Consider the following 21491-nt stretch of genomic DNA (forward strand, 5'->3'; position numbering starts at 1 on the left):
CCTCCCCATTTACGCTTTCTATTGTGGTTCATAACGATTTTAATGTTATATAAATGAAAAATGAATAAAGACGTGAAACATATTTCAACCGCATTTTCCCACAAGAAGACAAAATGCCAGTCTATCCGAATCAAAATGGACAGACTGCGCAGTATTGTTTTCCACGTTAAACTATAACATACTTTCTATAAATATAGAAAGTCTAAGATTACTTAAACACCACATTCTCTTTACCAAGCAACTCTACTAGCGCTTCTTGCAACCCATTTGACGGTTTGACTTGAATATTTTTTAGTTCGGTTGTTTGTTTGGTTATCGCTTGGTGAATAATGACTTTACTATCCCCTTTATGACGCGCTAAAATCGGTTTTATTTGCTCCATTTGCAGTGATTCCGTGACTTTTAAAAATAGTCTTACCGGAGCTTTTATTTCTTTTAAGTCTTGGGCTTCATTGATAATTAATTGAAGTTCGCCATTCCTCGTATCTGCCTTCACTTTAAGAAAAAGAATTTCTCCTTTTTGAGCAAAATTCGCGTATTTTCGGTAGCTTTCAGGAAACATAACTGCACTTAATTCCTTTGATTCATCACTAATAGTCAAAAAACACATCGTTTCACCTTTTTTAGTTCGAATTGATTTCACCTCATGAACATAGGCTGCAACTTGATAAATTTTCCCAGAGCTAACACTTGCTAGTCTTGTAATAGCAAGGTTTTGTAATTTATTTTGGTAATAAGATACGGGATGTGCCGAAACATATTGACCTGTATATAGTTTTTCTTTTTCTAGCTTTTCATCAATCGAAATTGGTGCGGTTTTCCGGTAGCGTGGTTTCATTTTTTTCAAAAAATCGTCATCTTCCGCAAAAAGATTCATCCCTTTTGAATCTTCTCCGAGTAATGAAATGTATTGCAGTACTGCATCTATTGTTGCTAAAATAGTTGCCCGGTCTTCGCCAAATTCATCAAAACAACCAGAAAAAACAAGCGCTTCTAGAACAGTTTCTGAAAGCATTTTATGTGGCATTCTTTCACAAAAATCAAAGAAGTCTTTAAAAGGCGCTTTTTTTCGTTCATTGATGATTTCTAAAATAAATTTCGTTGGTACTTTTCGAATAACGCGGAAACTATAACGAATCGAGGTCTCGTTTTCCATTTGAAAGTAGTAATTACTATGATTAATGCTCGGTGCCAACATGTTGATACCGTAGTTCTTTGCTTCTGTGATATATTGAGAAATTTTGTCATCATTTCCAAAAACAGAACTAAGAAGTGATGACATAAATGCTGCTGGATAATGGGCTTTTAAATAGGCCAATTGAAAAGCGATTTTCGAGTAAGCAGCTGCGTGACTTCGGTTAAACCCGTAGTTCGCGAATTGGATAATCATATCATAAACTTGGTTAGCACTACTCTCTGAATAACCTTTACTTCTAGCTCCTTCAACAAAATGAATCCGTTCTTCGTTTAAAACATCTGCTTTTTTCTTGCTGACAGCTCGTCTTAATAAATCTGCTTCCCCAAGTGAAAAACCAGCCATTTGATTCGCTACTTGGATAATTTGTTCTTGATATACGATAACGCCGTAAGTCACTTCTAAAATAGGTGCTAAATCTGGATGCGGGTATTGGATTTTTTCTTTCCCATGTTTTCTGGCGATGAAAGTATCAATTTGCTCCATTGGACCTGGGCGATAAAGGGCATCCACGGCCACAACATCCTCAAAAGAAGTCGGCTTTAGTTTCCGAAGTACGCGGCGAATACCATCCGATTCAAATTGGAAAACACCTGTCGTGTCACCGGTTTGGAAGAGTTTTAAAGTTTTTTTATCTTCCAAAGAAATATCTGCTAAAGTTAATGGCGTTTCTCTATTATAATTAACTGATTTTAAAACACGATCTAATAAACTTAGATTTCTAAGTCCAAGAAAATCCATTTTAAGTAAGCCGATTTTTTCTAATTCCCCCATAGCAAACTGGGTCAATCTAGCATCCCCACTACCTAATTGAAGCGCAACCTGTTCGACGAGTGGCTTATCGCTAATAACAATCCCGGCAGCATGCGTCGAAATGTGGCGCGGTAAACCTTCGAGTTGGCAAGCTACTTCCCATATCATTTCGTTTTCTTTGGAACTTTTAATATGATTTTCTAACCGTGGACTTTCTTGTAAAGCTTTTTGTAAAGTAATGCCTAATTGACTCGGAATTAACTTCGACCATTCTGATAAAAGTACTGAATTCAAGCCAAAGCTTCTGGCCGTATCACGAATCGCCGCTTTAGCCGCTAATGTTCCGAATGTGCCAATTTGGGCAACATGCGCCTCGCCGTATTTCGATACAACATAAGAAATTACTTCATCCCTGCGATTATCTGGAAAATCTAAATCAATATCGGGCATCGTTATTCGTTCTGGGTTTAAAAATCGTTCAAATAGCAAGTTATAACGAATTGGATCAACATCGGTAATTCTAAGTGCATAGGAAACAAGCGATCCTGCTGCAGAACCCCGACCTGGTCCAGTTAAAATTCCTGCTTCTCGAGAATAACGTATAACATCCCAAACAATTAGGAAATAATCCGCAAATCCCATCTCCGTAATAACTTTTAGCTCATAATCTAGCCGTTCTTGGTATTCTTTTGCTAATAAATTCCGCTCTTTTAAGCCAGCATAAGCCGTTTCTCTTAAAACATCAGGTGCGTTTTGTTCTTCATTTAACGGAAATCTTGGCAATAAATGCTGATCTAAGGCAATTTCAACGTGGCAGCGTTCGGCTAATTTCTCTGTTTCGAGACATGCCTGTTTTTCGAAACCAGTTTGCCAGTCACGCTCCATTTCAGCTTGTGAAGTAAAATAATTCGGGCCTGCGAGTGGCAATGTCGCCCAATCCACAGTCCGATTGTCACGTATCGCAGTCAAAACTTCTTTAGCCTGAGCATCTTTTGGCTCCATATATTGGACATCTTTCGTTGCAACAACAGGAGCCTTTTCTTCTGCTGAAAAAGCTTCTATTTTAGCAAAAAGACGTGGGTTTTCTTTTTGGGCTGATAAATAAACGGATTCTTTGCCAAAAATACTGACTAAGTTCTCGTAAACTTCTAGTGCCCCGTCGCGATTTTCTTCCATAAGAAGACGCTCTACTTCTCCTTTGGCGCCGGGTGAAATGGCAATTAAATTACTGCTATACGCACGTAGCCAACTTTGCGGTAATTCGGGACCTTCTTCCCGCGTTTGAATGGCACTCGCGATTTTTAATAACTCATGATATCCAGCGGTTGATTCCGCAATTAATATCAACTCATATGAATTAATTGGATTTAAGTAACCTTGTATTGTCACCGTCATCCCGATAATTGGTTTTATATCCGCCGCTAAACATTTTTGATAAAACTCGACTACTCCGTAAAGTACATTTTTATCCGTAATTGCTAAGGCTGGATAATGGTATTCTTTTGCTTTAGCGATTAACTTATCGATTGATGCTGTACTAGAAAGCAAATCATAAGCACTCGCAACTTGTAAATGAACAAACCCCACTATCCTCTCTCCTTTCAAAACTCTCTTTTTCCATTATATCGGTTAAGCTAAAAAAAAGAAAGTGTGTTCGCGTTTTTATATAAAAAATAAAGCCAGCTAGTTAAACTGGCTTTATTTCTTGTTTATTTAGCCGCACAGATGCGCGCAAGTTTTACTGTCATTTCTTTTATTTCTTCTTCATTATGAAGAGTCGCGCCAGAAGCAAGCGGATGTCCGCCTCCACCGTATTCTTTGGCTAGTTCATTAATAACTGGTCCTTTTGAACGTAACCGCGCTCTGAAAACCGGGCCTTCTTGAATGAACATAATCCACGCCTTAATTCCTTCCACATTTTCGATGCAAGATACAAGTGCGGAAGCGTCGCGCGGATCTACTTCAAACTCTCTCAAAAGCGTATCACTTAAATAAACGGTTGCAGCGCCATTTTCATCCATGACAAAGTTTTGCAAAATATACCCTGAAAGCTTCACCGTATTTTTTGGTAGCTCATATAATTCACGGTAAAGCGCCGGACGATCAAACGGAAATGTTACTAAATGCGCGGATAAACGTAGCGTTTCTTCTGTAGTACTTGGATACAGGAACCGGCCAGTATCGCCCACAATCCCAGCATAAAGGAGTCTTGCTGCTGTTTCATTCAAAATTAATTCATCTGAAAAAGTTTCCCAAAAAGCAACAATCATTTCGCTACAAGAAGAGGCCGTCGTATCAACCCAAAGTAAATCACCGTAAGCATCGTCATTTGGATGATGATCGATTTTAATTAATTTCTGTCCTGAGGAAAAACGCACATCAGAAACTCGCTCTTGATTCGCGGTATCACACACAATTACAAGCGCATCCTTATATACTTCATCGGCTATTTCATCTACTGCACCTAGAAATTGGAGCGACACTTCATCATTCCCAACCGAGTAGACTTTTTTCTCAGGAAAACTAGCTCGGATAATTTCTGCAAGTCCCATTTGCGAACCGTATGCATCTGGGTCAGGTCGTACATGCCTATGCAAAATAATCGTTTCATATTGTTTTATTTGTTGTAAAATCTCACTTTTCATTGTTTCGCCTCTGTTTCTTTTTAACGTTCCATCATTTGACAAGCGACTATAGCTTTTCCGGTCAAAATCCCTTCTAAATAAAGCTCTACATCTAACTTCCCAGCTTTACGTCCCATTTCCAGAATTCGTGGTTTAATAACGATTGTCGCATCCATTTGAACAGGTTTTAGAAAATACATCGTTACATTTTCAATCGCCACATTCCTTTTTTTCATAGAAAATAGTTTTTGCTGCACAACTTCGCAGACCACTTGGGTAAATACACCATACGATAAAGTCCCTAGCGAGTTAGTCATTTGTGGGCTCACTTTAAATTCGTAATCTGCCTCTTCGCCCGTATCTGCTTTTTCGGAAAGTTGATTTGCAATCGTATCGTCAATCGTTTCGCCGACTTGCGGTTGTTTTTGAATCATTTGCATCGATTTCAAAATGTCTTGTCTACTAACGATGCCGATTAAAGTTAAATCATCTTTGACAACGGGGATGACTTCGATACTTTCCCAGATCATCATATGTGCCACTGATGCAACACTCATTTTTGGACCAACAGTTAGTGGATTTTTAGTCATCACTCGTTCAATCGAAATGCTCGGATTTTTTTCTAAAATATCTTTACTCGTAACCATACCAGTTAGACGCATCGCCCGATTTACGACAGGAAAACGACTATGCCCGGTTGCTTCTTCCATTTTATGCCAATCTTCCACTTTATCTGATGTGGACAAATAAGCAGTTGTTTCAAGTGGCGTTAAAATGTCCTCTACGAAAACAACTTCTTTTTTAATCAATTGATCGTAAATCGCCCGGTTAATCATCGTCGCAACTGTAAAAGTATCATAAGACGTTGATAAAATTGGTAATTCCTTCTCATCTGCCAACTGTTTTACTTCGTCGTCCGTATCAAAACCACCAGTAATAAGTACCGCAGCACCGCGTTTTAAAGCAAGTTCATGTGCACTCACCCTATTTCCGACGATTAATAAGTTACCGGCATCCGTATAGCGTTCCATTGCCTCCACGGTCATCGCACCAATAACAAACTTATTGAGCGATTTATATAACCCAGCACGACCGCCAAGCACTTGCCCATCAATCATATTAACAATCTCAGCAAAAGTTAATTTCTCGATGCTATCTTTTTGTTTCCGCTCAATTCGAAGCGTACCTACTCGTTTAATAGTAGAAACAAACCCAATTATTTCCGCATCTTTAATTGCCCGGTAAGCAGTACCTTCACTTACTGACAGGTTTTTCGCGATTTTCCGCACAGATATTTTTTCGCCAACTGCAAGATTTTCAATGTATTTTAAAATCTGTTCATGTTTTGTGGCCACGACTCGTTCACCCATTCCTATTTTGTTAGATTTCGATACCTTCCCCAATTTCAAGTACTTTTCCGGAAATACCTTCATCAAGCGACGCAACAAATTGATGTGGATCTTGCTCAATCAACGGAAATGTATTGTAATGCATTGGAATAACTAGTTTTGCTTGTAAAAAACGTGCCGCAATCGCCGCGTCTTCTGGACCCATGGTAAAATTATCGCCAATCGGTAAGAACGCAACATCTAACGGATTTAATTCTCCAATTAATTTCATATCAGAAAACAAACCAGTATCTCCAGCAAAATAAATATTTTTACCTTCTATTGTAAAAACGATTCCTGTTGGAAAACCAAGGTTAATTATACGCCCATCACGCACTGTTTGCGAACCGTGAAATGCTTGTGTCAACTTCACTTGTCCAAAATCAAACTGTCTTTTCCCACCAATATGCATTGGCGCAATGTTCTCAAGCCCATCTTCTACCGCTAAAAATGAAGCTAAATCTGCATTACAGATAACAGTTGCTCCTGAATTTTTAGCAATTTCAACTGTATCACCGACATGATCGTCATGCCCATGCGACAGAACGATAAAATCTGGCATTTGCTCTTCTGCTTTTAAATCACATTTTTCATTACCAGAAATAAATGGATCAACTAGAATAGTCGTATTCCCAGTGATAATTTTAATACAAGACTGACCATGAAATGAAATCTTCATGTTAAAAAACTTCCTTCCTGATTAATTATTCTATGTGTATTATTGTACCACTATTATTATAAACTAATATATAACACCTCGTAAACTAGGAGGTGTTTATTACCAAAATATTTCCGTTGCATGTTATCATTGTAGAGAAATCAATTGGAAAGAAGGTACAAAAATGGAAAAAAATATTGATGTCTTACAAAACTGGCTAAAAGACCAAGGTGCCGAAGTGGCATTTATCACAGACCCAGAAAACATCGCTTATTTTTCAGGTTATCATAGTGAGCCTCATGAACGCGTGCTAGGGCTAGCTGTTTTCCCGGAAAGCGAACCGTTTTTATTCACGCCAGCACTTGAAGTAGAAGATGTACGCGGCGGCGATTGGTCCCACCCGGCATACGGTTATAACGATACCGAAAACCCATTCAAAATTATTGCAGATGAAATCAAAAAACGTGTAGCAAATCCAAGTAAATTTGCCATTGAGAAAAAACATATGAGTGTCGACCGTTACGAACAATTAGCAGGACTTTTCTCTGGCAGCTCATTCATTCCGATTGAACATAAAATTGAACAAATCCGCCTTATAAAAACAGAAGCTGAACTTAAGATTTTAAAAGAAGCTGCTTTACTGGCTGATTACGCTGTCCAAGTCGGTGTTGATGAAATCGCAGAAGGTAAAACAGAAGCAGAAATCGTTGCCAAAATCGAATATGAAATGAAGAAAAAAGGCGTTACAGCCATGTCATTTGATACGATGGTACTCACTGGTAAAAACGGCGCCCTACCACACGGAACTCCCGGAGAAACAAAAATCAAAAAAGGCGATTTAGTTTTATTTGATTTAGGAGTAGTTCATAAAGGTTATTGTTCAGATATTACGCGCACAGTTGCATTTGGCGATATTACTGATGAACAGAAAAAGATTTACGATACTGTTTTAGAAGCTCAAGTAGCTGCGGTTGATAAAGTAAAAGCTGGCATAAAAGCAAGCGAAATTGATTTAACTGCTAGAAATATTATTCGTGAAGCAGGTTTCGGCGATTATTTCCCACATCGTCTTGGTCACGGACTAGGAGCTAGTGTACACGAGTTCCCTTCCATTACAGAAACAAACAACATGGAACTGCAAGAAAATATGGTATTTACAATTGAACCAGGTATTTACGTTCCAGGAGTCGCTGGGGTTCGTATTGAAGATGATTTAGTTGTTACAAAAGATGGTGTTCAGGTACTAACTGAATTCCCGAAAACTTTACAAGTTATCAAATAACAAAAAAGCAAACTTCCACGCGGAAGTTTGCTTTTTTTATTAAATTAATTCTGCACTATTTGTATATGGTAAGTCGAGAGAATCAGAAACGGCTTTATACGTAATGTGACCTTGATACGTATTTAAACCACGTAGCAAGTAAGGATCTTTTTTCACAGCCTCTTCTAATCCATCATTTGCAAGTTTTAATCCAAACGGTAATGTTGCATTTGTTAGCGCTAGCGTAGATGTCCGCGGAACTGCTCCTGGCATGTTAGCAACTGCATAATGAAGCACTCCATATTTTTCATATGTTGGATCATCATGTGTGGAAACATGGTCGGTAGTTTCAAAAATTCCGCCTTGATCAATTGCAATATCAACAAGAACCGAGCCAGGAATCATCTGTTTAATAACATGTTCCTTAACTAATTTTGGTGCTTTTGCGCCTGGGATTAATACTGCTCCTATAACTAAATCCGCTTTTTTGACAGCTAATTCAATATTAAAATCATTCGACATTAAAGTTTGTACTTGGTTGCCGAAAATGTCATCCAATTGGCGAAGTCGTTTTAAATTCATATCTAGTATTGTAACATTAGCGCCAAGACCTACGGCAATTTTTGCTGCATTTGTTCCAGCGATTCCGCCGCCAATAATAACGACTTCACTTTTTTCAACGCCAGGAACACCACCAAGCAACACGCCCATGCCGCCATTTGTTCTTTGTAAAAATTGTGCGCCAATCTGAGCCGCCATTCTTCCTGCAACTTCACTCATCGGAGAAAGTAGTGGTAGTGTATGATCAGCAAGTTCTACTGTTTCATAAGCCACACTGTTTACTTTACTCTCTAGCAAAGCTTTCGCAAGAGTTGGTTCATTCGCTAAATGTAAATATGTGAAAAGTAATAAGCCTTCTTTAAAATATGTATACTCGGATGCAATGGGTTCTTTTACTTTTACAACCATATCTACGTCCCAAGCTTCTTTTGCTGTTTCGACAATTGTTGCCCCCGCTTGCACAAAATCAGCGTCTTGATAATTAGAGCCACTTCCCGCGCCTTTTTCCACGTATACAGTATGCCCTGCGTTTACATAGGAAAAAACACTTGCCGGAGTCATTGCCACCCTATTCTCATTATTTTTTATCTCTTTTGGTACGCCGATCAACATCAAAATCACTCTCCTTGGTATAGGTATAATAGACTATAAAAGATTTTCCACACCCCCATGCTAACACAATATACCTAAATTGTAAAAAATTAACTAACTTAAATTTAAACAAAAGAATTATTACAAAAGTAAAGGATTTTCATGGTTTCTTAATTTATTTTCCAATTTATGGTTCTTTTAGGAAAAAAAGGGTAAAATATAAATATAGTAGATACATATTTTGATTGGAGGAATTATTATGTTACAACAATACGAAAGAGTTTTAGTAGCAGTTGATGGATCCAAAGAAGCAGAAAGAGCTTTCCAAAAAGCAATACAAGTGGCTAATCGTAATGATGCTGCACTTGGTCTTGTACATGTTATTGATACACGTGCTTTCTCGTCCGTAGCCAATTATGATACAAGCATGGCTGACAAAGCGACTGAATATGCGGATGAATTACTTAGCGGCTATAAAGAAGATGCTTTAAAAGCAGGCGTAACTAAAGTAGAAAGCTATATCGAATACGGTTCGCCAAAAACAGCCATCACAAAAGAAGCAGCAAAAGCATTCCAAGCTGACTTAATTATGTGTGGTGCTACTGGTCTAAACGCTGTAGAACGTTTATTAATTGGTAGTGTATCTGAATATATTATTCGCCACTCCCCTTGTGATGTGCTTGTAGTTCGTAATGATGTTCCTGATTATAAAGAATAAAGCTAAATAAAAAAACTCGCTCTTGAAATTCAAGAGCGAGTTTTTTTTATTTTAATGGTTTTGTTTAATTGTTTCTACATCACGAGCAATCATTAATTCTTCGTTTGTAGGAATGATGATAACTTTTACTGGGGAGTGTGGGTAGTTAAGGAATCTTTCTTCTCCGCGCACTTGGTTAAGTGCTGGATCCCAGTATACGCCCATGAATTCAAGTCCACGAAGTACTTTTTCACGGATATAAGAACTATTTTCACCGATACCAGCTGTGAAGATAATTGCATCTACACCGTTCATGCGAGCTGCATAAGAACCAATGTATTTATGGATACGGTCAACGAAAACTTGAAGTGCAAGTTCCGCGCGGTCGTTTCCTTTTGCTGCTTCATCTTCTAAATCACGAAGGTCACTTGAAATACCAGATACACCAAGCATACCGGATTCTTTGTTTAAGACATCAAGTACTTGTTCTGCTGTTTTGCCAGTTTTTTCCATGATGAAAGGAATAAGCGCTGGGTCAATGTTACCAGAACGAGTTCCCATAGAAACGCCAGCTAGTGGTGTGAATCCCATGGAAGTATCCATTGATTTTCCGCCTTCGATTGCAGCGATACTAGCACCATTACCAAGGTGACAAGTTAGTAAACGTAATTCTTCTACAGGACGACCTAGAAGTTCTGCAGCGCGTTCGGATACATATTTGTGACTTGTACCATGGAAACCGTATTTACGGATACCATAATCTTCATAGTAGCTGTACGGCAAGCTGTAAAGGTAGCTTGCTGGAGGCATTGTTTGGTGGAATGCTGTATCGAAAACAGCCACTGAAACAACGTCAGGTAAAATTTTACGGAAAGCTTTAATTCCAGTAACGTTTGCTGGATTATGAAGTGGCGCAAGTTCAGATAGTGCTTCAATATCTTTAATAACTTGGTCATCAATATAAACCGATTCAGGGAATCTTTCTCCACCATGAACAACACGGTGACCAATTCCAGTAATTTCATCGTAAGAACCGATAACTTTGTGATTAATTAATTTTTCAAGTAACATTTGAACGGCAATTTCATGATCAGGAATATCAATAATTTCTTTGATTTTTTCTCCGTCTACAGTAATTGTAAAAATAGAATCTTTCAAGCCAATTCTTTCTACAATACCTGCTGTAATAACACGTTCAGATGGCATATCATATAATTGGAATTTCAGTGAAGAACTTCCGGCGTTAATTGCAATCGTTTTTTCCATTTTATTTTTGTCAATTCCTTCCATTATCGTTTCCTTTTGAACCAGTTCTCTATTTCAGCTAAAATCGGTGCAGTTACGCTCGGATCTGTTAGCGAAGAGAGATTGGCCAGTAAAACTTCTTTTGGCGGCTTTACATCTACGTCCGCTTTTTGTAAAATCAAGATGCTTTTTCGTGCTTGTTCAGACTTAAACAGTGTTTCAGGCAATTTAATAATTCCCTCGATATGACCGTTTTTCTTGATAAACTTGTCCACCTTAGCAAAGTCACTAGTCCCAAACATTGCGTCAGGTACCAAGAAGAATAAATATCCTCCTGGCTTTGTGTAGCGCATTCCTTGTTCTATAAACAAGAAATGTGCAAATGAATGCCCTTCTTCACGGCAAAGTTCAAATGTTTTTGCATTTTCGTCATCCGGATAATACCCAACAGGTAAATCACTAATTACGACATCTACGGGATCAACTAATAAATTAGCCAGACCATCTTGATGCAGCAACGTCATTTTTTGTCGTTGTAAATCCGCTCCTACTAGTGCAAGCGAAATAAGCAAATCATCTACATCTACACCACTCGCATGAACGTCTACATCGCCTTTTAATCCTAGCTGATTAATCACTGTTGTTAAAAGGTTTGCAGTGCCACAGGCTGGATCCAAAATAGAAACATTTTTCTTCTTTTGAATTACTTTTTCAAGCAAATATGCCACTATAAAACCAATGGAATCTGGCGTCATTTGGTGGTTCACTTGAATACCATGTTTCATGCCTTTTAGTAGTGCTAATTGAAGACCTTTGCGGATTTCTTCATTTGAGAAATTCTCAAGTTCGATACTTTCGTAAGACGCTTGTAATTTCAATTGTTTTTCAGAAGACAACTCTTCTTTTTGTAAAACTTCTTTTTGAAACAGATTTTCTCCTGTTTCATAAACCGCTTCCAAATAGCTTATTTCAAGCTCATTTTGCAAGATAATAGCTGTATTATCAAGCACTTGAAATAATTCTTGCGTTGCTTCATTTGCCAAAAGTAACACCTCGAATTTTCATCATTACTAACACCACCAAACATTATACAGTATTTCTAAAGAATGTGAAAGGATTTTCTGTAGTAAAAGCGGAAATTAACGCTGGAAATTTTTAATTATAATTAGTACAGTTTATTTTTAGTAGTAATACAGAAAAAAGCCCTCCTATTTATGGCGACACTGGATAAAACAGTAATCCAAAACATTTGACTAATACCAGCCGCCAACATGGATTGTCTACAAAAAAGCTAGTAACGGTTTTGCTTTGCCGTTACTAGCTTTTTTCATGTTCTAAATTGCTACAGTTTTACTTATCTATTCCTTAGAAGGGGAATCGTCCAGTACCGAATCAAACTCCGATGACAGACCAATTAAACCTTTATTTTGGCACCTTTTATTAACAGTAATAAAGACGAATACCTGTTATGTATGAAATGAAAAATTTAACGAATCTCAAATTTATAGATGGCCTCAATTAAGTCGGTTTCCATTTTGTGCTGAACATCGGTGTCAATATATTGGTAGAGTGAGCCGTCCGATCGGTAAGCCGTTCGCAGAGAGCGGCTTATGATATATCCACGAAATTGATTTAAAATGTCTTGAATAGCCACGATATCACCTGTCTTAGCTGATACTAAAGTATCAAAATGTATGTATTTTCCTTTACTCACCGTTTTGTTCCTCATATATTATCCGTAGAACCCTTAATGCCGCTAACCGACGTTTGCGTGTTGAAGAGTCATAACTTGAAAAAGCCTCTCCGATTTTTCTGTCTGTCCACCCAAGAAAGTATTTGAGCAGAATGATATTACGTCCCTGCTCTGGCAGACAGTTTAATGCGTTAGCCAGATTATTGTCTTGTACAATAATTTCATAATCCAATACATTGAAGATAGTATCGTCAGTAAAGTGCTGATCAATACGATAAAGGAGACGGGTTTCTTGAAAGGATAGACTTGAAAATGTGATTGTATTTTTCCCTAACCGCAGCCGCTCATAGTAGGCGGTGAGAGCTGCGTAATGAAGGGTTCTTAGTGCATATCGGTGAAACTGCCGCATATTTCTCTCTATAAAATCATTCGTCAGTTTCACATGTATCCCCCTATCATTTAACCGGTTTAGTTTTTTCTATTCTATCAAATTAAGTAAACTATACTACCCTAAAATTGGTTACACTTTCTTAATTAATGCTGTCTCTAGATTTCGTTTGACTATCTCGTCTGGGTATAGCCTTTGTTATTCCAACGATCAATAACTGCTTTATAGCGAACTGGATTTTTCATTGCATGTCTGCGAAGTCCTACATGAAAAACAATAGCTCTCATCACAATTTCAAGAACAGATAAAGACATTGTTCTTTTTGCTCTGACCAAATACTGTGCACATTTTCTATCTATGGTTTTTTCAGTTGCCTTGTTTAATACCTCTGAACCGTGATTCAGCTTTTTTCTATAATGTCCGCTAACCGAGCCACCAGAATAGTGTATAAATTCATTTAGAATTTTTTGTGCCTTTTTTCCACCCGCATTCTCATAAGTGATAACAGAGAAACATGGTTTATTTCTAAGAAGTTGTTCAAAAATAAAATACCCACGATACATTAGAATTTTTAAATACCCGGATACATTGCTGGTATAGGTTGGACTTCCAAGAATCAAGCCATCGCATTGATCGATGAGACTGCGTAATCTTTCCACTCCATCATCTTGAATAAAGCAATATCCAGTTTTATAGCAGCCCATGCAACCCACACACAATTTTAAATTATAATTGCTTAAATCAATGTGCGTTATTTCAAGTTCCGAATCCATTGTGCAGAGTTTTTCATGGATATAGGTTAAAATTTTTGCGGTAGCACCACTTTTGCGAGGACTGCCATTTATGATGAGTAAATGCAAGGTGATATCCTCCTTTTCTATAACATTTTTTTCGTCATCCAGCCAATAAAGGAATAGGGCAATAATCGAGAACATAAAACTAAAATTTTATTATAAAGACCTGGTATTATGACAGACTTGCCCTTTTCCATAGCACGCAAGCCGGACAACGCAACCTTATGGGGAGACATAACGAATATCTTAAATAATAATGTGTGTTCTATTTTTGCTTTATGTGCAAATTCAGTGCGTGTTGAGCCGGGGCAAAGCGTTGTTACTGTGACACCTGTGCCTTTTAATTCAGCATGAACCGCTTTTGAAAGATGAAGGATATACGCTTTTGAAGCAGCATAGACAGCATCTTTAGGGCAAGCAATGTAGGAGCCGGTTGAACCAACATTTAATATATGTCCATGACTATTCTGAATCATTTCAGGAATAAACAACTTCATCATATCGGTTACAAAATTGATATGTAAATTTATCATGCCTTGTTCGCATGTGGCATCTGTTTCAGAAAATAACCCTGCTTCATTAAAGCCAGCATTATTTACCAATATGTCAACTTGCCATCCGTTCTGCTTAATAGATTTATATATTATTTCAGCAGCATTAGTCTGTTCAAGGTCACATGTAATGGTATCAATACGGTTATTTCCGTTTTCCAGCTTTTGTTTTTGTGCGGATAGCTTCATAGCATTCCGTGATACCAAAATGACATGACACTCTTTTTTAGCAAAAAGCTCACTTAGTGCATAGCCTATACCACTGGTAGTGCCTGTTATTAAGACAGTTCTCATTTTTGCTCCTCCGCTTGCTTCAACCTAAAAAGTTCAGATTCCTCCAGAAAGGTACGGCAAGGCTTGTTCTCCCCTGTATCCATCATTTCCTGATAGAAATTCACTTTAGCACCCAGCCATTTTAAAGAAGTTTGCATTGCCTTCATCTTTTCTTCTACAGATTGCTTGTACTGCGTTACTAATTGATAGCGTTCAGGGATTGTTTCAGGGCCCTTCAACAATAATTGTATGTAAGAGCGTATTTCACGAATCGGTACGCCAACTTCCCGCATCAACACAATCATGTAAAGCCATTCAATATTCTCTTCTGTGTATATTCTATTTCCTACACTATTTCTTTTTATTGATGGAAGCAAACCAGCTTTTTCATAGTAGTGCAGTGTGGGAACTGTAATGCCCAACTTCTCAGCCACTTCATGCGCAATATATTCCATATTCTTCACCTCATAAATAAGAATACACTATAAAGTGCGCTTTAGGTCAAGCTTTATTTTAAAGTTAATAAAATATTCAGGAAGCAGAGCAAGCATAGGAAGTGGCTATACACCAGCCACCTTCCGCCATACCCCTTTTTTAAATCATGTTTTGTGAGTGGGCAAAAGCCTAAAATATTTTTAGTAATTATTATAGCTGTATCAACAAAAAATGTGTTAAGTTATCCGAAAACAGCTTTTTTAAGACGGTAATATATGAAGCAAAATCCTTCTCTCCCTTGTTTGGAGTGTACTCACTTGTTCCGACCCATCAAGCCTAAACTTTGCTGACTACGTCAGGGCTTGACAGGTCGAAAACAAGTGAGTAAGTGGTAGCCAAGGGGAGAAAGGATATCTATATCTCCGATACATCTTTTATTATGGGGTATCGTTATCGGCTTGGAGAATTAGTGAACCGTTTGGCTAATTTACTTGTGCTATTTTAAAACAGGAGGAAAAACGTTGAACTATCAAGTTGATGAAAATGGAAAAATTATGAACCAGCAGCCTGAACAAATCACCGCCCTGTATTGCCGTCTATCTCGTGATGACGAACTTCAAGGCGATAGCAACAGCATTGTGAATCAGAAATCAATTCTCTCAAAGTACGCAGAAGAACACCGCTTACTCAACACTCGCTTCTTTATTGATGATGGGGTATCAGGAACTACCTTTGACCGTCCCGGACTGAATGAAATGCTTGCTCTAATTGATGAGGAAAAAGTATCTACTGTAATAGTCAAGGACATGAGCAGGCTCGGCAGGGATTATTTGAAGGTTGGTCTGCTTACCGAAATCCAACTGCCGGAAAAAGGTGTTCGGTTTATCGCTATCAATGATGGCGTTGACAGTAATCAAGGCGTCAGTGAGTTCATCGCATTCCGCAATGTGATTAATGAATGGTACGCCAAAGATACCAGTAAGAAAATCAAAGCTGTGTTTACAGCAAAAGGACAATCCGGCAAACCGCTTAGCACCTTCCCGCCTTATGGATATATCAAAGACCCAGAGGACAAAAATCGCTGGATTGTAGATGAAGCTGCCGCCGAGGTTGTTCGTGAGATATTCCGGCTTTGCATGGAGGGTAACGGCCCCACTAAAATTGCTCGGATATTATCTGAGCGCAGGGTGCTGATACCGTCTGCTTATGCAAAGTCAAACGGCAGAAGCGCACCTGCTGATGTTCCCGCTGATCGATGTAAATGGTGTGACAGTACCGTGGCTCATATCCTTGAACGGAAAGAGTATCTGGGGCATACGGTGAATTTTAAAACCTACAAGGAATCCTTTCGGAATAAGAAACAGCGGAAGAACCCGAAAGAAAACCAAATGGTATTTGAAAACACCCATCAGCCTATCATTGAACAGGATGTATGGGATACCGTCCAGCAGCTGCGTTAGAACAAGCGTAGGCCATCTAAGACTGGTAAAACCAATATGTTCAGCGGCATTGCCCATTGTGCTGATTGCGGGAGCAAGCTGTATTACTGCACAACCAGATACTTTGAGACAAGGCATGACCATTTCCGGTGTTCTGCTTCGCAAAAAGCGGTTGACCCGTGTACATCCCATTTCATCCGTGCTGTTGTGCTGGAAGAAATGGTACTGGCGCACATGCGCTATGTGATTGGCTTTGTACAGCGGTATGAGGACAGCTTTCGGGTGTCCATCGAAGCAGAACGTTCCACGGAAATCCAAAAAGAGTTAAGTGCCAAGCGGAAACAAATAGCACAGTCTCAGAAGCGTGTAGATGATCTGGATGTATTATTCCGTAAAGTCTATGAGGACAACGCTAGTGGGAAGCTGACGGATGAACGCTTCATGCAGTTGTCAAGAGGATATGATCTGGAACAGAAAACACTGCGGCAAATGATTACAATGCTAGAAAAAGAGATTGATCAGCAGGAACAAAAGACCACACAGGTAGAAGATTTCATTGCCAAGTGCAAGCGGTACTCTAGCCTAGAAACATTGACCCCTGCCATCCTCAATGACCTTGTGATCAAGGTATTTGTGGAAGCACCGGACAAAAGCACTGGCAAGCGCAGACAGGGGATTCATATCAGTTACAATCTTGTGGGGATACTGCCACCACTGGAACGCTTCCAGCCTGTTGTAGTTGAGCGACCAAACAAAGAAAAAGCAGAAACGGCGTAGCCGTAAGGCTACACCGTCTCTGCATAACATATTACTGTTTTATCCAGCCCCTGCATAAAGGAATGCTTTTAAGATTTAAGCTTTTTTGGCTGCTTCTATCGCTGCTTCGTAATTTGGATGGTCGCTACCTTCTGGAACTACTTCCGTGTAGACGATTTCTCCTTTTGCATTTACAACAAAAACAGAACGAGCTAGTAAGCGAAGTTCTTTCATGATTACACCGTATGCTTCGCCAAAAGAAAGATCGCGGTGATCAGATAAAGTAATCGCATTTGGTAAACCTTCTGCTGCACACCATTTCTTTTGAGCAAATGGTAAATCAACGGAGATAGTTAAGACAACTGTATTATCTAAATTGCTTGCTTCTTCATTAAATTTACGCGTTTGTGTGGAACAAACACTTGTATCAATGGAAGGAACAACGCTGATAAGTCTCACTTTCCCGTCATAATCGTGCAATGTTACTTCTTCTAAATCTCTATTCACCACTGTGAAGTTCGGCGCTTTGTCGCCAACTTTTCTTTCGGTACCTACGAGTGTAACTGGATTATGTTTAAATGTTACTTGAGTCATTTTTTCTTCCTCCTTTAATGTACGCTTCTATTCCATTTTAAAGAAGAAGTTTGCTATAAGCTATTTTTTTGCTCCATTTACCCATTTTTCATCTAGTTCTAAGTACCCCGTGTGGACGACAGATGTGGATTCAAAGAAGTCCGCAATGCCTTGTTTGTTTGGTGTAAAGGCACAAACCACATATAACGGCCAAATGGTTTTTAAGACAAAACGCATCGCACCTTCTCGAAATAAAACGGTTAACCAAGTTAATTTTCCACCATCAAGTTTCACTACGCGAAGACCAAATAACATTTTCCCAAGCGTTTGTCCAAAAAACTTAGTAAGCAAAATAAAGTAAGCTAAAAAGATAATCGTTGTCATTCCCCAATAAAATGTGAAGAAACTGTCATCCATCCCCATTCCAGAGACGCGGAAAATCGGATTAATAATAATTCCCTTTAAGGCTGCGATGACAACTAAATCGACTAAATAAGCTAAAAACCGGATCCAAAAGCCAGCAAAGTACTGTTTAGGAATGGCTTCTTCTTTCTGAATTGGTGGTTCATAATGATAGACTTGGCGTTTGTTTTCAAAAGCAACATTTTCATTAGCCATTTGCGCCTCTCCTCTCACATTATTCTCCATATAAATACATCATTCTTGGCGCTTTAAGTGTGCCAGTTAATTTGATTAGTTGGGAAATATCTGCATTTTGACCAGAGATTTTTTGTGCAGCTACAGAGAATAACGAGCTAAAGTCTTCTGGTACATCATATTGAATGACTGTCGCATCAGCTAACCCTTGTTCTTTTTTCAAAGCTTCTAGGGCATCTTCTTGATAACCAAACTCATCAATCAACCCGTTCTCTTTTGCTTGGCGGCCGTCGTATATGCGTCCATCTGCAATTTTACGTACTTTTTCTGCGGACATTCCACGGCCTTTTGCAACGACTTTAACGAACTCATTGTAAGAATCATCAATCATTGACTGCATAATTTTCTTCTCGTCTTCCGTCATTGGTCTTGTCCCGCTCATAATGTCTTTATATTCGCCGCTTTTAATAGTATTATCTGAAACACCTAATTTTTTCATGAGTTCACTATAGTCATACCCTTGCATAATAACCCCAAGTGAACCAGTCAATGTTTCTTTACTTGCAAAAATTTTGTCGGCTGGTGCGGAAATATAATATCCACCTGATGCTGCCATACTCCCCATGGAAACATAGAATGGAATATTGCGTTCTTTTTGAATTTGTAAAATTTTATCGCGAATTTGCGCGGACTCCATAACACCGCCACCTGGTGAATTAACATACAGCAGTACGCCTTGGATATAGTCATCATTTCTCACTTGTTCTAATTGTTGCATGAAAAATGAATGATCATAGCCCGCGTCCCCAAATAAAGAACCAGAATCTCCCGTATCTTGAATAGTACCATCTACAGATAATACAGCAATTGTATCATCCCCACCTTCTTCAATTACTGTTTCGGTTAGTTCGCCGGTATCCGCGAACAGACTTTCGACAAATGTCGGACTACTCTCTTCCGTTGAAGCGATTTGACTTGAAGTAAACTTTGCTAACGCACTAACTATCAAAAGTGCAAAAACAATCCCTAGTGCAACCCATCTTTTAGCGTTCATTAATTTCTCCCCTTTTTCTATTTAGATAATGTAATAATAACAGTCTCTTTTATTTTGTACAATCTTTCTCTTAAATTGTGTTCCATTTCACTTTTTTACGGATGAAGAAAGAAATTGCCCTTAAGTCATGTTATAATAAGTTTGTTGATTAAAATTGGATTCTGGAGGGACAACTAACATGGCAAAAACTATTTTTTATTTTTCCTATCGAAAAACAGAAGAGTTACATGCAAAAGCAAAAGAATTGAAGAAAATTACGACTGATTATGGATATGAATTAACTGATGACTATCAAAAAGCAAACGTTATTATCAGCATTGGTGGTGATGGTGCTTTTCTTAAATCTGTAAGAGAAACTGGCTTCCGTCAAGATTGTTTATATGCAGGGATTGCGCTAACAGAGCAATTAGGTCAATACTGTGACTTCCATATTAATCAATTGGATGAAATCATCAAGGCAGCTATTGAAGATCGTTGGTTAGTACGTCGTTACCCAACTATTTATGGAACAGTGAATAATACCAAAGCATTTTATGTACTAAATGAGTTTAATATTCGTTCCTCTATCATTAGAACACTTACGATGGATCTTTATATTAATGATTCTCACTTCGAAACTTTCCGCGGCGACGGAATGGTAATTTCCACACCAACAGGAAGTACTGCTTATAATAAATCAGTGAACGGTTCCATCGTGGACCCACTTCTTCCATCTATGCAAGTAAGTGAACTAGCTTCTATTAACAACAATAAATTCCGTACGCTAGGATCATCGTTCATCCTTAGTCCAAAACGCAAACTACGTATTGAAATTGCGTCTGAAGAAGGAAATAACGAATTCCCAATGATTGGAATGGACAGCGAAGCACTTAGTATCCAACACGTGCATGAAGTTAATTTAGAAGTAGGCGATCGTTTTATCAATATTATCAAACTACCTAAAAATTCTTTCTGGGATAAAGTGAAACGTAATTTCTTATAATAAAAAAGTCTGGCGTAAGTGCCAGACTTTTTTTATTTCGCTTCTAAAATGGCTGCTAGCAACGCTTTTTGCGCATGAAGTCTATTTCCTGCTTGTTGATAAATAACCGAGTGATTGCCATCAATGATCTCAGCTGTCACTTCTTCTTCTCGGTGCGCTGGTAAACAATGTAAGAAATGATAATCTGGCTTAGCAATGCTAGCTAACTCTGCGTTCACTTGATATTTTTCGCCAAAATCCGCTAAACGTTTCGCATTTTCCTCTTCTTGCCCCATGCTTGTCCAAACATCTGTATAAATAAAGTCCGCATCTGTCACTGCATGTTTTGGGTCTTCCGTAACGAAAATCTTGGCACCACTTTCCTTCGCCAGATTCTCCGCCGTTGCTAAAATTGTTTCATCGACTTCGTACCCTTTTGGCATTGCAAGACGTATATCTAGTCCAACCATGGCACCTGCTAACAGTAAAGAATGGCATACATTGTTACCATCACCAATATAAGCTAGTTTGACACCTTCCAACTGATCTTTCCATTCATAAATAGTCATTAAATCCGCTAACGCCTGGCATGGATGATGCAAATCAGTTAAGCCATTAATAATCGGAATTTCTGCATGATACGCCAATTCTTCTACTTTTTCATGACTAAATGTTCGGATCATAATTGCATCAATATATTCTGACATCACATGCGCTGTGTCCTTAATTGGCTCACCGCGGCCGATTTGAAGTTCCTTAGAACTCATTACAATCGCCTGACCACCCAATTGCAAAATCCCCGCTTCAAAAGAAACCCGTGTTCTAGTGGAAGGTTTATCAAAAATCATTCCTAAAATTTTTCCACTTAAAATATGACTATAATGGGCTGGATTTGTTTTCATCGCAACAGCTAGCTTAATAATATCGATCAACTCTTCTTTATTCCATTCAAGTAAACTTAACATATCTTTTCCTGTCGTATTACTTTTTACGTACATCGTCAT

At 38.5% G+C, this 21491-nt stretch carries 21 protein-coding genes; 5 read left to right on the forward strand and 16 right to left on the reverse strand.

From position 1 onward, the window contains the following. Window positions 1-208: 208 nt before the first annotated feature. From dnaE to PQQ29_RS08085, 4 genes are all read right to left on the reverse strand, one after another. Window positions 209-3535, reverse strand: a complete 3327-nt coding sequence (gene dnaE / locus PQQ29_RS08070; protein WP_010991610.1) for a DNA polymerase III subunit alpha — start codon at window positions 3533-3535, stop codon at window positions 209-211. A 122-nt stretch (window positions 3536-3657) separates the two neighbouring features. Further along, window positions 3658-4593, reverse strand: coding sequence for a DHH family phosphoesterase (locus PQQ29_RS08075; protein WP_010991611.1), 936 nt, complete (start codon window positions 4591-4593; stop codon window positions 3658-3660). A 20-nt stretch (window positions 4594-4613) separates the two neighbouring features. Further along, the gene (ytoI, locus tag PQQ29_RS08080) at window positions 4614-5927 is read right to left on the reverse strand and encodes a CBS-HotDog domain-containing transcription factor YtoI (protein ID WP_010991612.1); all 1314 of its coding nucleotides are present in this window, start codon (window positions 5925-5927) and stop codon (window positions 4614-4616) included. A 25-nt stretch (window positions 5928-5952) separates the two neighbouring features. Next, complete coding sequence (locus PQQ29_RS08085) at window positions 5953-6639, reverse strand: metal-dependent hydrolase (protein ID WP_003772005.1); 687 nt, start codon at window positions 6637-6639, stop codon at window positions 5953-5955. A 163-nt stretch (window positions 6640-6802) separates the two neighbouring features. Here PQQ29_RS08085 and PQQ29_RS08090 point away from each other — a divergent pair, with 163 nt between their 5' ends. Then, window positions 6803-7900 carry a M24 family metallopeptidase gene (locus PQQ29_RS08090; protein ID WP_003762457.1) on the forward strand — a complete coding sequence of 366 codons (1098 nt, stop codon included), beginning with the start codon at window positions 6803-6805 and terminating at the stop codon, window positions 7898-7900. A 39-nt stretch (window positions 7901-7939) separates the two neighbouring features. On the opposite strand, the gene ald is transcribed toward PQQ29_RS08090, so the two are convergent. Then, window positions 7940-9052, reverse strand: coding sequence for an alanine dehydrogenase (gene ald, locus PQQ29_RS08095; RefSeq protein ID WP_003772007.1), 1113 nt, complete (start codon window positions 9050-9052; stop codon window positions 7940-7942). A 238-nt stretch (window positions 9053-9290) separates the two neighbouring features. Between ald and PQQ29_RS08100 the strand changes: the two genes are divergently transcribed. Beyond that, window positions 9291-9749 (forward strand): universal stress protein, encoded by a 459-nt coding sequence (locus tag PQQ29_RS08100; RefSeq protein ID WP_003762459.1) that lies wholly within the window; start codon window positions 9291-9293, stop codon window positions 9747-9749. Between the two features lie 51 nt (window positions 9750-9800). On the opposite strand, the gene PQQ29_RS08105 is transcribed toward PQQ29_RS08100, so the two are convergent. The 7 genes from PQQ29_RS08105 to PQQ29_RS08135 all read right to left on the reverse strand — a co-directional run bounded on the left by PQQ29_RS08105 (window position 9801) and on the right by PQQ29_RS08135 (window position 15127). Continuing rightward, complete coding sequence (locus tag PQQ29_RS08105; RefSeq protein WP_010991613.1) at window positions 9801-10994, reverse strand: acetate kinase; 1194 nt, start codon at window positions 10992-10994, stop codon at window positions 9801-9803. 23 nt (window positions 10995-11017) lie between these two features. Continuing rightward, window positions 11018-12016, reverse strand: a complete 999-nt coding sequence (locus PQQ29_RS08110) for a class I SAM-dependent methyltransferase (RefSeq protein WP_010991614.1) — start codon at window positions 12014-12016, stop codon at window positions 11018-11020. A gap of 443 nt (window positions 12017-12459) precedes the next feature. Continuing rightward, entirely contained in the window at window positions 12460-12687 is a 228-nt protein-coding gene (locus PQQ29_RS08115; RefSeq protein WP_010991615.1) for a helix-turn-helix domain-containing protein, read from the reverse strand. Beyond that, window positions 12680-13108: an RNA polymerase sigma factor sigma-70 region 4 domain-containing protein gene (locus tag PQQ29_RS08120; protein WP_003772013.1), complete on the reverse strand. Its 429-nt coding sequence runs from the start codon at window positions 13106-13108 to the stop codon at window positions 12680-12682. Before PQQ29_RS08120 ends, PQQ29_RS08115 begins: the two co-directional genes overlap by 8 nt. A gap of 119 nt (window positions 13109-13227) precedes the next feature. Beyond that, the gene (locus PQQ29_RS08125) at window positions 13228-13914 is read right to left on the reverse strand and encodes a flavodoxin family protein (RefSeq protein ID WP_010991616.1); all 687 of its coding nucleotides are present in this window, start codon (window positions 13912-13914) and stop codon (window positions 13228-13230) included. 17 nt (window positions 13915-13931) lie between these two features. Further along, entirely contained in the window at window positions 13932-14693 is a 762-nt protein-coding gene (locus PQQ29_RS08130; protein WP_003736721.1) for an SDR family NAD(P)-dependent oxidoreductase, read from the reverse strand. Next, window positions 14690-15127, reverse strand: a complete 438-nt coding sequence (locus PQQ29_RS08135) for a MerR family transcriptional regulator (RefSeq protein ID WP_003772018.1) — start codon at window positions 15125-15127, stop codon at window positions 14690-14692. The genes PQQ29_RS08130 and PQQ29_RS08135 overlap by 4 nt, the downstream gene beginning before the upstream one ends. A gap of 501 nt (window positions 15128-15628) precedes the next feature. On the opposite strand from PQQ29_RS08135, the gene PQQ29_RS08140 reads away from it, so the two are divergent. Both PQQ29_RS08140 and PQQ29_RS08145 read left to right on the forward strand, forming a co-directional pair. Continuing rightward, window positions 15629-16567 (forward strand): recombinase family protein, encoded by a 939-nt coding sequence (locus PQQ29_RS08140; protein ID WP_033532989.1) that lies wholly within the window; start codon window positions 15629-15631, stop codon window positions 16565-16567. A gap of 36 nt (window positions 16568-16603) precedes the next feature. Further along, window positions 16604-17323 carry a DUF4368 domain-containing protein gene (locus PQQ29_RS08145; RefSeq protein WP_010991618.1) on the forward strand — a complete coding sequence of 240 codons (720 nt, stop codon included), beginning with the start codon at window positions 16604-16606 and terminating at the stop codon, window positions 17321-17323. Window positions 17324-17398: 75 nt separating this feature from the next. Here PQQ29_RS08145 and tpx read toward each other — a convergent pair whose 3' ends face one another. From tpx to sppA, 3 genes are read right to left on the reverse strand one after another with little or no spacing between them, the layout of a single operon-like run. Then, window positions 17399-17896 carry a thiol peroxidase gene (gene tpx / locus PQQ29_RS08150; protein WP_003772024.1) on the reverse strand — a complete coding sequence of 166 codons (498 nt, stop codon included), beginning with the start codon at window positions 17894-17896 and terminating at the stop codon, window positions 17399-17401. 60 nt (window positions 17897-17956) lie between these two features. Continuing rightward, entirely contained in the window at window positions 17957-18493 is a 537-nt protein-coding gene (locus PQQ29_RS08155) for an RDD family protein (RefSeq protein WP_003730654.1), read from the reverse strand. 19 nt (window positions 18494-18512) lie between these two features. After that, entirely contained in the window at window positions 18513-19526 is a 1014-nt protein-coding gene (gene sppA, locus PQQ29_RS08160) for a signal peptide peptidase SppA (protein ID WP_010991619.1), read from the reverse strand. Window positions 19527-19704: 178 nt separating this feature from the next. Between sppA and PQQ29_RS08165 the strand changes: the two genes are divergently transcribed. Next, complete coding sequence (locus tag PQQ29_RS08165) at window positions 19705-20508, forward strand: NAD kinase (protein WP_003723315.1); 804 nt, start codon at window positions 19705-19707, stop codon at window positions 20506-20508. A gap of 32 nt (window positions 20509-20540) precedes the next feature. Here the strand turns inward: PQQ29_RS08165 and argF are convergent, their stop codons facing one another. After that, on the reverse strand, window positions 20541-21491 hold the full coding sequence (gene argF / locus PQQ29_RS08170; protein ID WP_010991620.1) for an ornithine carbamoyltransferase: 951 nt from the start codon (window positions 21489-21491) through the stop codon (window positions 20541-20543).

Source organism: Listeria innocua (genome assembly GCF_028596125.1).
In the GTDB taxonomy this organism is placed as follows: domain Bacteria; phylum Bacillota; class Bacilli; order Lactobacillales; family Listeriaceae; genus Listeria; species Listeria innocua.

Excerpts from the sequence above, each read along its gene's own strand:
- PQQ29_RS08165 (WP_003723315.1), top strand. The coding sequence starts at position 19,705 with ATGGCAAAAACTATTTTTTATTTTTCCTATCGAAAAACAGAAGAGTTA.
- PQQ29_RS08075 (WP_010991611.1), bottom strand. The coding sequence starts at position 4,593 with ATGAAAAGTGAGATTTTACAACAAATAAAACAATATGAAACGATTATT.
- PQQ29_RS08090 (WP_003762457.1), top strand. The coding sequence starts at position 6,803 with ATGGAAAAAAATATTGATGTCTTACAAAACTGGCTAAAAGACCAAGGT.
- tpx (WP_003772024.1), bottom strand. The coding sequence starts at position 17,896 with ATGACTCAAGTAACATTTAAACATAATCCAGTTACACTCGTAGGTACC.
- PQQ29_RS08085 (WP_003772005.1), bottom strand. The coding sequence starts at position 6,639 with ATGAAGATTTCATTTCATGGTCAGTCTTGTATTAAAATTATCACTGGG.
- PQQ29_RS08100 (WP_003762459.1), top strand. The coding sequence starts at position 9,291 with ATGTTACAACAATACGAAAGAGTTTTAGTAGCAGTTGATGGATCCAAA.
- sppA (WP_010991619.1), bottom strand. The coding sequence starts at position 19,526 with ATGAACGCTAAAAGATGGGTTGCACTAGGGATTGTTTTTGCACTTTTG.
- PQQ29_RS08130 (WP_003736721.1), bottom strand. The coding sequence starts at position 14,693 with ATGAGAACTGTCTTAATAACAGGCACTACCAGTGGTATAGGCTATGCA.
- PQQ29_RS08105 (WP_010991613.1), bottom strand. The coding sequence starts at position 10,994 with ATGGAAAAAACGATTGCAATTAACGCCGGAAGTTCTTCACTGAAATTC.
- PQQ29_RS08135 (WP_003772018.1), bottom strand. The coding sequence starts at position 15,127 with ATGGAATATATTGCGCATGAAGTGGCTGAGAAGTTGGGCATTACAGTT.
- PQQ29_RS08155 (WP_003730654.1), bottom strand. The coding sequence starts at position 18,493 with ATGGCTAATGAAAATGTTGCTTTTGAAAACAAACGCCAAGTCTATCAT.
- ald (WP_003772007.1), bottom strand. The coding sequence starts at position 9,052 with ATGTTGATCGGCGTACCAAAAGAGATAAAAAATAATGAGAATAGGGTG.
- argF (WP_010991620.1), bottom strand. The coding sequence starts at position 21,491 with ATGACGATGTACGTAAAAAGTAATACGACAGGAAAAGATATGTTAAGT.
- PQQ29_RS08145 (WP_010991618.1), top strand. The coding sequence starts at position 16,604 with ATGTTCAGCGGCATTGCCCATTGTGCTGATTGCGGGAGCAAGCTGTAT.